Below are 13,183 nucleotides of genomic sequence, written 5' to 3' on the forward strand. Positions count from 1 at the left end.
ATGAGCTACGAGGAGATCCTGTTATTTGCCCTGAGCGCGGTCGGGGTGATCATCGTGGTCCACTGGGTGACGGACAAGACCGGCCTCCCGGCCGCGGTGCTACTGACGGTGGTCGGCATCGTCTACTCGTACTTACCGGGCTACAACCTCGTGCTGGACGAGCACATCATTCTGTACTTCATCCTGCCGCCCCTTCTCTACAACGCGGCGCTGGACTCCTCACTGCTCGACATCCGGCGCAACATGCGCACGGTGATCAGCCTTTCGGTAGCTCTGGTCCTGGTCACCGCCCTGCTGATCGGCTTCGGCTTCTCGTACTGGGTGGCCGGCGCCACCCTCGCCGCCGGTGTCGCCCTGGGCGCGGCGGTCGCCCCGCCGGACCCGGTGGCCGCTCTGGCCGTCGGCCGCAAGGCCGGCCTGCCCGCCAAACTGATCACCCTGATCCAGGGTGAGGGCCTGCTCAACGACGCGACCGCGCTGACCCTGCTCACCGTGGCGATCGCCGCCCAGGAGGACGGCAACTTCTCGTTCCCGTCGGCGATCGGCCAGTTCGTCATCTCCGCCACCGGTGGTGTGCTGATCGGTGTCGCGGTCGCCTACACCGTGCGGTTCCTGCGCCCGCTGCGGTCCGACCCGCTCAGCGCCAACGCCCTGTCGATCATCACCCCGCTCGCCGCGTTCCTGGTGGCCGAGCACTGGCACCTCTCCGGCGTGCTCGCGGTCGTGGTCGCCGGTCTGATGATCGGGCACGACACTCCGCGGTACACCACCGGCGCGAGCCGCCTGCAGACCAGCGCGGTCTGGCGGCTGATCGACTTCCTGCTGGAGGGCGTCGTCTTCCTGCTGATCGGCCAGCAGGTCAAGTCGATCCTGGGCGCGCTCAACGACTACTCGTGGACCACGATCACCATCGCCCTGGCCATCACCCTTGGCGCGGTCCTGCTGATCCGGCCGCTCTGGCTGGTCGTCACCCAGCTCCTGCCCCGCCAACTGCACCTGCGTCTCGGCGGGCAGCAGGACGACGACATGGACTGTCCGGAGGGTGTGAAGAAGGAGGAGCCGATCAACGGCCGCGAGGTGACCGCCCTGAGCTGGGCCGGTACCCGTGGCGTGATCACCCTGGCCGCCATCTTCGCGCTGCCGCACGACTTCCCGAACCGGGAACTGCTGGTCTTCTGCGCCATGATCGTCGTGCTGGTCACCCTGGTCGGCCAGGGCCTCACCTTCGCGCCGCTGGTCCGCTGGCTGGGCCTGCGCGCCGACCAGAAGGACAAGGCCCGGCTGCGCAACGAGGCCCGGTCGGCCGCCGTCCAGGCCGCGCTCAACCGGCTCGACGACATCCAGGAGGAGCAGCACGACAACGTCGAGGACGAGGCGATCGAGCAGATGCGCAAGCAGCTCCAGGTCCGCCTGGACCGGTACCGCCGGCGACTCGACCTGCTCGAACAGTTCGAGTCGCAGGAGCTACCGCAGTCCCCGCAGTACGAGGCCGCGCTGACGGTCCGCCAGGCCGTCATCGACGCCGAGCGCGAGGAGCTGTTGCGCTGGCGCGATGCCGGCCGGCTCAGTGACGACAACCTGCGGGTCCTCAACCGCGAGCTGGACCACGAGGAACTGGTCCTGCCGAAGCGGCCGGGCACCCACTAGGTCTTCTCACACCGGGACGTCCCGGCGGCGCAGGGCGATCAGTCCGGCGCCACCGAGGACGGCCGCGATCAAGGTCAACATCAGCAGCGGTACGACCGCGGAAGCGTCCCCCGGCAGCCGCGGCACATGGGTGAACGGCGACAGGTCGAGCACCAGTTGATCGACCTTGAGCAACGGCCCCACCAGCAGGATCAGCAACGCCGCAGCAGTCACCGCCCAGGCCGCCGCCGCCAGTTTCGGCACCGCCCCGATCAGCAGCGTCGCCACCGCGGCCAGCACCCAGACGGCCGGCAACTGAACCAGCGTGGTCGCCAGCACCCCACCGAGATCACCGAACGCCAGCCCGGCGAGCAGACCTTCGGCGAACAGCGCGACAGCCGGCCCGCCCACGGCGAAGACCAGGTGCCCGGCGGCCCAGGACCAGCGGCTGACATCGGTGCTGAGCAGGGCCTCGGCATGCCCGGACTGCTCCTCGTCCCGCATCCGCAGCGCGCACTGCACCGCATAACAGGCGACGATCAACCCGCTCAACTGCGCGGCGATGGCGAAGTAGGCGTCCGCGACAGCAGTGGTGCCGCCGATCCGGGTGAACATCTCCGTCACCCCGGACGAGTCGTCGGCCAACTGAACCACACTGTTGGCGACCGCACCGAAGACCAGGCCCAGCACGGCGAACCCGGCGGTCCAGCCGAACAGCAGTCCCCGATGCAGCCGCCAGGCGAGCCCGATCGGCGAGCGCAGTGCCGCCCCCGCGGTAGCCGGTCCGAGACGGCTGGCCAGAATGCCCGAACCGAGGTCCCGGCGGGTCAGCAGAAACGCCCCGGCACCCACCGTGACCAACGTCAGGGCGACCGTCAGGATGAGCGGACCCCCGTCGTCCGCCCCGAACGGGAAGACCCGCTCCACCCAGCCGATCGGGGAGAGCCAGGACAGCCAGTCGAGCCGGCTGTCCCCCATCGCCGAGATGTCGCCGCCGAGCCGCAGGACATAGGACACCCCGAGGACCAGGACCGCGATCGTACGGCCACCGCGGGCACTGTCACTGAGCTGCGCCGTGACCGCCGCCACCCCGGCGAAGGCCCAGCCGCTGACGGCGAACACCGCGCCCAGCGCCATCGCACCGCCGCCCGGCAGACCGTGCCCGATCAGGGTGACCGCCACGACCACCCCCATCACGGTGCACGCCAGCACGGTCGCGAGCACCGCGGCGGCCAGCGGCGCGAACCGCCCGACCACCCCGGCCCGGATCAGCTCGGTACGCCCCGCCTCCTCGTCCGCGCGGGTGTGCCGCAGCACCGTGAGCAGCGCCGCCAGCGCGATCATCACGGGCACGAACCCGCCACGCCAGACCACCAGCTCACCCAGGCTGTCGCCGCGCAGCGGTCCGTAGAGCGCGACGAACCCGGTGTTGGCGGCGCTGATCCGCGCGTAGTCCACCCGCTCCTGGACTGTGCTGAACAACGAGTCGAAGCCGGTCACGTAGACCCACGGCAGGATGCCCAGGCCGAGCACCCAGAGCGGCATGATGATCCGGTCCCGTCGCAGGACGAGCCGGAGCAACCCGAACGTGCCGGTCATCGGGACTGCGCCCCGGTGTAGTGCCGCAGGAACAGTTCCTCCAGCGACGGCGGCTGACTGACCAGGCTGCGCACCCCGGCCGCGACCAGGGATCGCAGCGCCGGTTCGAGGGCCGCGGCGTCGACGTCGAAGGCGACCCGGCCGTCCTCGGTGGTCAGGCCGTGCACCCCGGGGATGTCGGCCAGCCCGTTCACCGGGCCGGTCAGCTCGGCCCGGATCGTGGTCCGGGTCAGGTGCCGCAGGTCGTCGAGGGTGCCGGTCTCCACGCTCTTCCCGGCCCGGATGATGGTCAGCCGGTCACAGAGCGCCTCCACTTCGGAGAGGATGTGACTGGACAGCAGCACCGTCCGGTCCCCGCGCCGCTTCTCCTCCAGGATCACCTCACGGAAGACCTCCTCCATCAGCGGATCCAGCCCGGAGGTCGGCTCGTCCAGGATCAGCAGCTCCACATCGGAGGCCAGCGCCGCGACCAGCGCCACCTTCTGCCGGTTGCCCTTGGAGTAGGCCCGGCCCTTCTTTCGTGGGTCGAGCTCGAACCGCTCGATCAGCCGGTCCCGCCGCCCGGTGTCGAGGCCGCCGCGCAGCCGGCCGAGCAGGTCGATCACCTCACCACCGGTGAGGTTGGGCCAGAACGTGACATCACCCGGCACGTACGCCAGACGGCGGTGCAGCGCCGTCGCGTCGGCCCACGGGTCACCGCCGAGCAGCCGGGCCGAGCCTGAATCGGCCCGCATCAGGCCCAGCAACACGCGGATGGTGGTGGTCTTGCCGGCCCCGTTCGGCCCGAGGAAACCGTGCACCTCGCCGGTCCGGACCGTCAGGTCCAGCCCGTCCAGGGCGGTGACCGCCCCGAACCGTTTGATCAGTCCGTCGGCATCGATGGCATCTGCCATGGCCCCTTCTCTCCGTTAAGCGTTTCGCCGAGCTGATCCAGCTCCTTGAGCGTGCGATCAGCTTGTTCAGGGGTGAGTAGCGGCTGGCTGAAGACCTCCACCGAGGCCCGGATCATGCGCAGATAGCCGGACGGCTCGCCGACGTCCTCACCGAGCACCGCGGTGAGCTGGTCGCGCATCACGAACATGCCCAACTTCATGGCACCGAGGACGGCCGCGAAGGCCCGCCGGTCGGAGGTCTGCAGATCGGTGCCGGCCACCCAGCGCTCCCCGTGCTCCACCGCCATGGTGAACATGGCCGAACCCCGGGCGGAACCGTCCATCAGGGACCGCACCAGGTAATGCTGAAACGCCAGCGCCTCGGGCATCAGCGCGCCGACCGCCTGGTTCTCGGAGAACCGGATCTGCATCTGCGCGATCTGGCTGAACGCCCACTCGTCACAGGCGTCGCGCAGCCCCTCCTTGGAACCGAAGTGGTGCCGCAGCAACCCCGAGGAGACCCCGGCGGCCTGGGCGATGTCCCGAATCGTGGCGGCGGCGACACCACGCTCGGTGAAGAGCGCGATCGCGGCGTCACGAATCCGGGCCCGCGCGGTCAGGTCACTGTCACTACTCACCTGTGTAGCCTACTACACAGTCGTGTAGCAAGTCACGAACTTCCATCCGTCATAGCCTTCACTCTTCATCCATTGCAACGGCTCGTTGCGTTGAATTCACGGCCATTGCAATGATTTCAAGCCGCTGATCTGCTAGTACGTCGCACAAACGCAATGTGATTGTTGCTCACCCATCGAAGGCAACGTAGCGTTTCCAATGTCAGAAACAAGAGATCGAAGGAGTCCACCATGCAGACGTACGCCACTCCCGCCCCCGTCTCCGCCGTCCTCGACATCCCGGCCGGCCGGATCCAGTTCATCGCCGCCGACCGCGCCGACACCACCGTCGAGGTCCGGCCCGCCAACGCCGCCAAGTCCCGCGATGTGCGAGCAGCCGAGGACGTCACGGTCAGCTACGACGACGGTGTGCTGCGGATCCACACCGTGGAGACGAGCCGACGCTTCCCCGGCGCCCCCGGATCCGTCGAGGTCACCGTCCAGCTCCCGGCCGGTTCCCGGATCGAGGCGACCGCAGCCGCCGCGGACCTGCGCGGGGTCGGCCGGCTCGGGGACGTCACCTATGACGGCGCGCACGGCACGGTCCGGCTCGACGAGACCGCCGCCGCCCGGCTCACCCTGCAGTCCGGCGACATCACCGTCAGCCGACTCGGCGGCGACGCACGGATCAGCACCCAGAGCGGCGACATCACCGTCGGCGCGGCCGGCGACGCGGTCCTGGACGCCGGCACCGCCCACGGCCGCATCGCCAACACACTCCGCAACACCGGCGGCACCGCCGGCCTGACCATCCACGCCACCACCGCCAACGGCGACATCACCGCCCACGGTCTCTGATCCGGTCACGGTCTCTGATCCGATTACTTCGGGGGCGGCGCCGCCCCCGTCATGATCGCCACCGCGTCGGACATCGAGTGGGATTGCGGAGTGATCACCGCGATCCGCCGGCCCAGCCGCTGGATGTGGATCCGGTCCGCGATCTCGAAGACGTGCGGCATGTTGTGACTGATCAGAATCACCGGCAGACCCCGATCACGGACGTCACGGATGAGCTGGAGGACCCGGTTGCCCTCCTTCACCCCGAGCGCCGCGGTGGGCTCGTCGAGAATCACCACCTTGCTGCCGAACGCCGCCGACCGGGCTACCGCGACCGCCTGCCGCTGACCACCGGAGAGCGACTCGACCGCCTGCCCGATGTTCTGCAGGGTGCCGACACCCAGCTCGCTCATGTGCCGGGCCGCCTCCGACCGCATCCGTTTACGGTCCAGCATCCGGAACACCGAACCGAGCACACCGGGACGGCGCTCCTCCCGGCCGAGAAACAGGTTGTCCGCGATGTCCAGGCCGGGCGCGACCGCGAGAGTCTGGTAAACGGTCTCGATCCCGGCCGCCCGGGCGTCCATCGGGTTCCGGAACCGCACCGGCTGCCCGTCCAGCAGAATCTCGCCGCGGTCCGGGACGATCGCGCCGGACAGTGCCTTGATCAGGCTCGACTTCCCGGCGCCGTTGTCACCGATCACCGCGAGGATCTCCCCGGGCAGCAACTCCAGGTCACTACCTTCAATCGCGACCACCCGGCCGTACGCCTTGGTAAGGCCCTTGGCTTGAAGAACCGGAGTCGTCATGCCTTGACCCTCCTGATCCACTGATCCAGGGAGACCGCGATCAGGACCAGCAGGCCGATCGCGAAGCCCTGCCAGACCACCTCGACCCCGGCCAGCTGCAACCCGTTGCGGAAGACCCCGACGATCAGCGCCCCGATCAGGGTGCCGACCACTCCGCCCCGCCCACCGAAGAGGCTGGTGCCGCCGAGCACGACCGCGGTGATCGAGTCCAGGTTGTACTCGGTGCCGACGTTCGGGCTGGCCGACGCGAGCCGGCCGATCAGGATCCACCCGGCGACCGCATAGAGCAGACCAGCCGTGGCATAGACCGAGAAGAGCACTCTGCCGGTACGAATACCGGCCAGTCGCGCCGCCTCCACGTCGTCACCGGTCGCGTAGACGTGTTTCCCCCAGGCCGTCGAGCTGAGCGCGTAAGCGAAGAACCCGAACAGCAGCAGCATGATGATCGACCCGTAACTGAGCCGGAAATCCCCGATCGGGATCGCGTCCCCGGTCCACGTCATCAGCCCCGGCATGTCCGCACCACGCACCGTCTCGCTGTTGCTGACCACCGAGTTCAGGGAGAAGAAGATGGTCAGCGTGCCGAGCGTGACGATGAACGGCGGCAACTTGATCCGGGTCACCAGCAGCCCGTTCAGCGCGCCCATCGCCGTGCCGCAGGCGAACCCGAGCAGCAGCGCGAGCGGTGCCGGCACCCCCGCGCTGGTGGCGAAGAGCGCCATCAGGATCGACGAGAAGACCGCGACCGCACCGGCCGACAGATCGATCCCGGCGGTCAGGATGACGAGTGTCTGCCCGAGCGCCAGCGTCGCGATCACGGTGACCTGCAACAGCACCAGCGACAGGTTGGCCGCGGCGAAGAACCGGACGTTGACGATCGAGAACGCGACGATCGCCACGAGCAGCACAGCAAGCGGCCCGAGGACCGGATTGCCGTGCAGCAGATGTTGCAGACGCGCCCCGAACGATTCGTTGCGCCGTACCTCGAAGTCCGCGGTGGTCGCCATCGGTCACCCCCAGCAGTTCTGCCGGCCCCACGTGGAGTCCTCGGCCTCCACGCCGGCCTGCGGATCGTCGGTGATCAGCTGTACACCGGTGTCGAAGAAGGACTTCCCGGCGGTGTTCTGTGGTTTGACGCCGGTCTTCGCGTACTCCGCGATGGCCCGCACGCCCAGCTCGGCCATCTTGATCGGGAACTGCATCGAGGTCGCCCCGATCACCCCACCGGCCACGTTGTCGACACCCGGGCAGCCACCGTCGACCGAGACGATGGTGACGTCCTGATCCTTACCGGCCGCCTTGAGCGCCTGATAGGCACCGGCCGCCGCCGGCTCGTTGATCGTGTAGACCAGGTTGATCGCCGGATCCTTCTGGAGCAGGTTCTCCATCGCGGTCCGCCCACCGTCCTCGTTGCCGTCGGTGACGTCGTGCCCGACGATCCGCGGATCGTTCTCGTCACCGATCCGCGCCGGGTCGGCCACGTCCACCCCGAACCCCTCCAGGAACCCCTGATCCCGCTGCACGTCGACGGAGACCTGGTTCGGATTTAGGTCGAGCAGGGCGATCCGCGCCTGCTTGCCCTCCTTGGCGAACTTCGCCTTCGCCCACTGCCCGATCAGCCGCCCGGCCTGGTAATTGTCGGTGGCGAACGTGGCGTCGGCGGCATCAGCCGGCTCGACCGGGGTGTCCAGGGCGATCACCAGCATCCCGGCGTCGTGCGCCCGGTCGATCGCTGGAACGATCGCCTTGGAGTCGTTCGGAGTGATCAGAAAACCTTTGGCGCCGTACGAGATCAAATTCTCGATCGCCAGCATCTGCGCCTCGGTGTCCCCGTCCACCCGCCCAGCGAACGTCTGCAACTCGACGGCCTGCTGACCGGCCGCACGCTGTGCCCCGTTCTTCATGGTCACGAAGAACGGGTTGGTATCCGTCTTGGTGATCAGCCCGACAACCGGCTCCCCGGTGCCCCGATTGCACGCGGCCCCGCTGAGAACGAGCATCACGCAGACCACTGCTTTCCCGAACCCGCGCATGCCCCCTCCGAACACATCGAGAGATGACGCTGCCTCTGGCAGTAGACGCCCACCCTCCCTGAGTGTCAACAGCAGGTTTCTCGGCAGTTACATTCAGCTACGGCGCGGGCTTGTCTTGCGGCCGATCAACCTGGCGAGAAATGGCAAACGCCGCCTTCACCGGAACGGATCCGATGAAGGCGGCGCTTTGGGAAGAACTGTCAGCCGAGGTCGACCGACGGGTAGAGCGGGAACGGGGCGAGAAGTTCGGTGGCCTGCTTGCTGATCCGGTCGGAGAGGGCCGGGTCCAGGGTGAACTTGGCCTTCGAGCCCTCGGCCGGGGTGGTGGCGGCAAGGACCGTGTGGATCAGGTCGGCGATCTGGTCCATCTCGGCGACGCCCAGGCCGCGGCTGGTCAGGGCCGGGGTGCCGACGCGGATACCGGAGGTGTACCAGGCGCCGTTCGGGTCGTTCGGGATCGCGTTGCGGTTCGTCACGATGCCGCTGTCCAGCAGGGCCTGCTCGGCCTGGCGGCCGGTGATGCCGAACGGGTGCACGTCGAGCAGCACCAGATGGTTGTCGGTGCCGCCGGAGACCACCTGCACACCCCGCTTCAGCAGGCCCTCGGCCAGAGCCTGGCTGTTGGTGACGATCTGCTGGGCATACGTCGCGAACTCCGGCCGACGGGCCTCGGCGAACGCGATCGCCTTCGCGGCCATCACGTGCGGCAGCGGGCCACCGAGCACCATCGGGCAGCCGCGGTCCACCTGGGAGGACAGCTCCGGCTGGCAGAACACCGCACCGCCACGCGGGCCACGCAGGCTCTTGTGGGTAGTGGTGGTGACGATGTGCGCGTGCGGGATCGGGTTGTAGTCCCCGGTGAACACGCCACCGGCGACCAGACCGGCGAAGTGCGCCATGTCGACCATGAACGTCGCGCCCACCTCGTCGGCGATCTCGCGCATCTTCGCGAAGTTCACCTTCCGCGGGTACGCCGAGTAACCGCCCACGATCACCGCGGGCTTGAACTCCTTGGCGCTCTCCCGCAGCGCCTGGTAGTCGATCTGGCCGGTGGCCTGGTCGACACCGTAGGAGCGCTGGTCGAACATCTTGCCGGAGATGTTCGGCCGGAAACCGTGGGTCAGGTGGCCACCGGCGTCCAGAGACATGCCGAGCAGCCGCTGGTTGCCAAACGCCTGCCGCAGCTCGGCCCACTCGGCGTCGGTCAGGTCGTTGATCTGCCGCTTCTCGAACTTCTTGAGGAACGGCACCTCGACCCGGTCGGCGAGGATGGCCCAGTAGGCGACCAGGTTCGCGTCGATGCCGGAGTGCGGCTGGACGTACGCGTACGGAGCCCCGAACAGCTCTTTCGCGTGCTCGACGGCGATCGACTCGACGGTGTCGACGTTCTGGCAGCCGGCGTAGAACCGGCGGCCGATGGTGCCCTCCGCATATTTGTCGGAGAGCCAGTTACCCATGGCGAGCAGGACGGCCGGAGAAGCGTAGTTCTCACTGGCGATCAGCTTCAGCGACTCACGCTGATCGGTCAGCTCTTTCGCGATCGCATCAGCGATCCGCGGGTCGACCGTGCGGACCACCTCGAGCGCGGAACGGAAAGCGACGGACTCGGCGTTCAACTCTGCAGACATGGGACCTCCCTATCACGTAGCGAAGAGGCCCAGGCGCACGGCATGTCGTCGTCTCGACGGAGCCGCTCCCCGATGGTCAGCCCATCCGAACGCGCCAGTCACGGCCCGGACCCAGCATACCGGCGGTACCGGAACCCATCACACCCATTGCCCGTGACGCGGCCGACTCCACCGTCATTCAATCCTCTTCCAAACGCAGAAAAGGCCCACCCGGTCACCCGGGTGGGCCTTTCCATACGTTTGAGTCCGGCGGCGTCCTACTCTCCCACACCCTCACGAGTGCAGTACCATCGGCGCTGGAGGGCTTAGCTACCGGGTTCGGAATGTAACCGGGCGTTTCCCCTCCGCTATGACCACCGAAACAGCCATCAGCGAAACATCAACCAGCAACCCGAGGACCGGACTTCTCCGGATCGGGGTGGTTGTTCGTTTGCTGTGAATCACACAGTGGACGCTAAGCACAAAATTTAGGGTGGTTAAGCCCTCGGCCTATTAGTACCGGTCAACTCAACACGTTACCGTGCTTACATCTCCGGCCTATCAACCCAGTAGTCTAGCTGGGAGCCTTACCCACTCAAGGTGGTGGGATACCTCATCTCGAAGCAGGCTTCCCGCTTAGATGCTTTCAGCGGTTATCCCTTCCGAACGTAGCCAACCAGCCATGCTCCTGGCGGAACAACTGGCACACCAGAGGTTCGTCCGTCCCGGTCCTCTCGTACTAGGGACAGCCCTTCTCAAGTATCCAACGCGCACGGCGGATAGGGACCGAACTGTCTCACGACGTTCTAAACCCAGCTCGCGTACCGCTTTAATGGGCGAACAGCCCAACCCTTGGGACCTGCTACAGCCCCAGGATGCGACGAGCCGACATCGAGGTGCCAAACCATCCCGTCGATATGGACTCTTGGGGAAGATCAGCCTGTTATCCCCGGGGTACCTTTTATCCGTTGAGCGACACCGCTTCCACTCGCAAGTGCCGGATCACTAGTCCCGACTTTCGTCCCTGCTCGACCCGTCAGTCTCACAGTCAAGCTCCCTTGTGCACTTACACTCAACACCTGATTGCCAACCAGGCTGAGGGAACCTTTGGGCGCCTCCGTTACCCTTTAGGAGGCAACCGCCCCAGTTAAACTACCCACCAGACACTGTCCCTCGACCCGATCAGGGCCGCAAGTTAGATACCCAAACCCAACAGAGTGGTATTTCAACATTGCCTCCACCCGAACTGGCGTCCGAGCTTCACCGGCTCCCACCTATCCTACACAATTAAATTCAGATACCAATGTCAAGCTATAGTAAAGGTCCCGGGGTCTTTCCGTCCTGCCGCGCGTAACGAGCATCTTTACTCGTACTGCAATTTCGCCGGGCCTGTGGTTGAGACAGTGGGGAAGTCGTTACGCCATTCGTGCAGGTCGGAACTTACCCGACAAGGAATTTCGCTACCTTAGGATGGTTATAGTTACCACCGCCGTTTACTGGCGCTTAAGTTCTCCGCCTCGCCCTCACGGGCTAACAGGTCCCCTTAACGTTCCAGCACCGGGCAGGCGTCAGTCCATATACATCGTCTTACGACTTGGCATGGACCTGTGTTTTTAGTAAACAGTCGCTTCCCCCTGCTCTCTGCGGCCATACCACGCTCCACCAGCAAGTGGCTTCACGCGTCCGGCCCCCCTTCTCCCTAAGTTACGGGGGCAATTTGCCGAGTTCCTTAACCACAGTTCACCCGTCGCCTTGGTATTCTCTACCTGACCACCTGTGTCGGTTTAGGGTACGGGCCGCTCAAAGCTCGCTAGAGGCTTTTCTCGGCAGCATAGGATCAATGACTTCACCAGAACGGCTCGGCATCACGTCTCAGACTATATGCACCGCGGATTTGCCTACGGTACGTCCTACACGCTTACCCCGGCACAACCACCGGCCGGGATCATCTACCTTCCTGCGTCACCCCATCGCTAAACTACTACCCGCTGAGGTCCTAGTCTCCCGCATCGCCGGCCGAAGCCATTGAATTGATCAAGTAGTTAGTACAACGAGGTTCGTCTTGGGCGCTTCTTTGCGGGTACGGGAATATCAACCCGTTATCCATCGACTACGCCTCTCGGCCTCGCCTTAGGCCCCGACTCACCCAGGGCGGATTAGCCTGGCCCTGGAACCCTTGGTCATCCGGCGGAAGGGGTTCTCACCCTTCATTCGCTACTCATGCCTGCATTCTCACTCGTATGGCGTCCACGGCTGGATCACTCCGCCGCTTCACCCGCCATACGACGCTCCCCTACCCATCCACACACCTGCACAACACTCACGAAGAGTGAAGCGAAGTAAAGTATGAATGCCACAGCTTCGGCGGTGTGCTTGAGCCCCGCTACATTGTCGGCGCGGAACCACTTGACCAGTGAGCTATTACGCACTCTTTAAAGGGTGGCTGCTTCTAAGCCAACCTCCTGGTTGTCAATGCGATCCCACATCCTTTTCCACTTAGCACACGCTTAGGGGCCTTAGCTGGCGATCTGGGCTGTTTCCCTCTCGACTACGAAGCTTATCCCCCGCAGTCTCACTGCCGCGCTCTCACTTACCGGCATTCGGAGTTTGGCTGATTTCAGTAAGCTTGTGGGCCCCCTAGACCATCCAGTGCTCTACCTCCGGCAAGAAACACGCGACGCTGCACCTAAATGCATTTCGGGGAGAACCAGCTATCACGGAGTTTGATTGGCCTTTCACCCCTAACCACAGGTCATCCCCCAACTTTTCAACGTTGGTGGGTTCGGTCCTCCACGCAGTCTTACCCACGCTTCAACCTGCCCATGGCTAGATCACTCCGCTTCGGGTCTAGAACATGCGACTAAAAGGCGCCCTATTAAGACTCGCTTTCGCTACGGCTACCCCACACGGGTTAACCTCGCCACATGCCACTAACTCGCAGGCTCATTCTTCAAAAGGCACGCCATCACCCCAGCAAAGGAGGCTCTGACGGATTGTAGGCGAACGGTTTCAGGTACTATTTCACTCCCCTCCCGGGGTACTTTTCACCATTCCCTCACGGTACTAGTCCGCTATCGGTCACCAGGAAGTATTCAGCCTTACCAGGTGGTCCTGGCAGATTCACAGCAGATTTCAGGGGTCCGCTGCTACTCGGGTGTTCCTCAAGGAGGTCAGACATTTTCGTTT

At 65.5% G+C, this 13,183-nt stretch carries 9 protein-coding genes, 2 rRNA genes and 1 riboswitch (1 of these 12 cut by a window edge); of the genes, 2 read left to right on the plus strand and 9 right to left on the minus strand.

Annotated elements, in window-relative coordinates; translation table 11 throughout:
- Positions 1-1,647 carry a Na+/H+ antiporter gene (locus BLU81_RS30890; RefSeq protein ID WP_092549117.1) on the plus strand — a complete coding sequence of 549 codons (1,647 nt, stop codon included), beginning with the start codon at positions 1-3 and terminating at the stop codon, positions 1,645-1,647.
- A 6-nt stretch (positions 1,648-1,653) separates the two neighbouring features.
- Here BLU81_RS30890 and BLU81_RS30895 read toward each other — a convergent pair whose 3' ends face one another.
- Genes BLU81_RS30895 through BLU81_RS30905 form a run of 3 tightly spaced genes read right to left on the minus strand, consistent with a single transcriptional unit; the run spans position 1,654 to position 4,735 of the window.
- A complete protein-coding gene (locus BLU81_RS30895; RefSeq protein ID WP_092549120.1) occupies positions 1,654-3,225 on the minus strand; it encodes an ABC transporter permease in 1,572 nt (523 codons plus the stop codon).
- Positions 3,222-4,118 carry an ABC transporter ATP-binding protein gene (locus BLU81_RS30900; RefSeq protein WP_092549123.1) on the minus strand — a complete coding sequence of 299 codons (897 nt, stop codon included), beginning with the start codon at positions 4,116-4,118 and terminating at the stop codon, positions 3,222-3,224. Before BLU81_RS30900 ends, BLU81_RS30895 begins: the two co-directional genes overlap by 4 nt.
- Entirely contained in the window at positions 4,088-4,735 is a 648-nt protein-coding gene (locus tag BLU81_RS30905; protein ID WP_092549126.1) for a TetR/AcrR family transcriptional regulator, read from the minus strand. The genes BLU81_RS30900 and BLU81_RS30905 overlap by 31 nt, the downstream gene beginning before the upstream one ends.
- A 228-nt stretch (positions 4,736-4,963) precedes the next feature.
- Here BLU81_RS30905 and BLU81_RS30910 point away from each other — a divergent pair, with 228 nt between their 5' ends.
- Complete coding sequence (locus BLU81_RS30910; RefSeq protein ID WP_092549129.1) at positions 4,964-5,569, plus strand: DUF4097 family beta strand repeat-containing protein; 606 nt, start codon at positions 4,964-4,966, stop codon at positions 5,567-5,569.
- A 23-nt stretch (positions 5,570-5,592) separates the two neighbouring features.
- Here BLU81_RS30910 and BLU81_RS30915 read toward each other — a convergent pair whose 3' ends face one another.
- The 6 genes from BLU81_RS30915 to BLU81_RS30940 all read right to left on the minus strand — a co-directional run.
- The gene (locus BLU81_RS30915) at positions 5,593-6,357 is read right to left on the minus strand and encodes an ATP-binding cassette domain-containing protein (RefSeq protein WP_092549132.1); all 765 of its coding nucleotides are present in this window, start codon (positions 6,355-6,357) and stop codon (positions 5,593-5,595) included.
- Positions 6,354-7,364 carry an ABC transporter permease gene (locus BLU81_RS30920; protein ID WP_092549135.1) on the minus strand — a complete coding sequence of 337 codons (1,011 nt, stop codon included), beginning with the start codon at positions 7,362-7,364 and terminating at the stop codon, positions 6,354-6,356. Before BLU81_RS30920 ends, BLU81_RS30915 begins: the two co-directional genes overlap by 4 nt.
- Positions 7,365-7,367: 3 nt before the next feature.
- Positions 7,368-8,390: a substrate-binding domain-containing protein gene (locus tag BLU81_RS30925; RefSeq protein WP_092549138.1), complete on the minus strand. Its 1,023-nt coding sequence runs from the start codon at positions 8,388-8,390 to the stop codon at positions 7,368-7,370.
- A 200-nt stretch (positions 8,391-8,590) separates the two neighbouring features.
- On the minus strand, positions 8,591-10,018 hold the full coding sequence (locus BLU81_RS30930) for a glycine hydroxymethyltransferase (RefSeq protein ID WP_092549141.1): 1,428 nt from the start codon (positions 10,016-10,018) through the stop codon (positions 8,591-8,593).
- A 20-nt stretch (positions 10,019-10,038) separates the two neighbouring features.
- Positions 10,039-10,130, minus strand: a riboswitch (ZMP/ZTP riboswitch).
- A gap of 132 nt (positions 10,131-10,262) precedes the next feature.
- Positions 10,263-10,379: ribosomal RNA gene (gene rrf, locus BLU81_RS30935) — 5S ribosomal RNA — on the minus strand.
- Positions 10,380-10,490: 111 nt separating this feature from the next.
- Positions 10,491-13,183: ribosomal RNA gene (locus BLU81_RS30940) — 23S ribosomal RNA — on the minus strand (it continues 422 nt past the right edge of the window).

It is taken from the genome of Actinoplanes derwentensis (assembly GCF_900104725.1).
In the GTDB taxonomy this organism is placed as follows: Bacteria; Actinomycetota; Actinomycetes; order Mycobacteriales; family Micromonosporaceae; genus Actinoplanes; species Actinoplanes derwentensis.

Excerpts from the sequence above, each read along its gene's own strand:
- BLU81_RS30890 (WP_092549117.1), top strand. The coding sequence starts at position 1 with ATGAGCTACGAGGAGATCCTGTTATTTGCCCTGAGCGCGGTCGGGGTG.
- BLU81_RS30895 (WP_092549120.1), bottom strand. The coding sequence starts at position 3,225 with ATGACCGGCACGTTCGGGTTGCTCCGGCTCGTCCTGCGACGGGACCGG.
- BLU81_RS30900 (WP_092549123.1), bottom strand. The coding sequence starts at position 4,118 with ATGGCAGATGCCATCGATGCCGACGGACTGATCAAACGGTTCGGGGCG.
- BLU81_RS30910 (WP_092549129.1), top strand. The coding sequence starts at position 4,964 with ATGCAGACGTACGCCACTCCCGCCCCCGTCTCCGCCGTCCTCGACATC.
- BLU81_RS30915 (WP_092549132.1), bottom strand. The coding sequence starts at position 6,357 with ATGACGACTCCGGTTCTTCAAGCCAAGGGCCTTACCAAGGCGTACGGC.
- BLU81_RS30920 (WP_092549135.1), bottom strand. The coding sequence starts at position 7,364 with ATGGCGACCACCGCGGACTTCGAGGTACGGCGCAACGAATCGTTCGGG.
- BLU81_RS30925 (WP_092549138.1), bottom strand. The coding sequence starts at position 8,390 with ATGCGCGGGTTCGGGAAAGCAGTGGTCTGCGTGATGCTCGTTCTCAGC.
- BLU81_RS30930 (WP_092549141.1), bottom strand. The coding sequence starts at position 10,018 with ATGTCTGCAGAGTTGAACGCCGAGTCCGTCGCTTTCCGTTCCGCGCTC.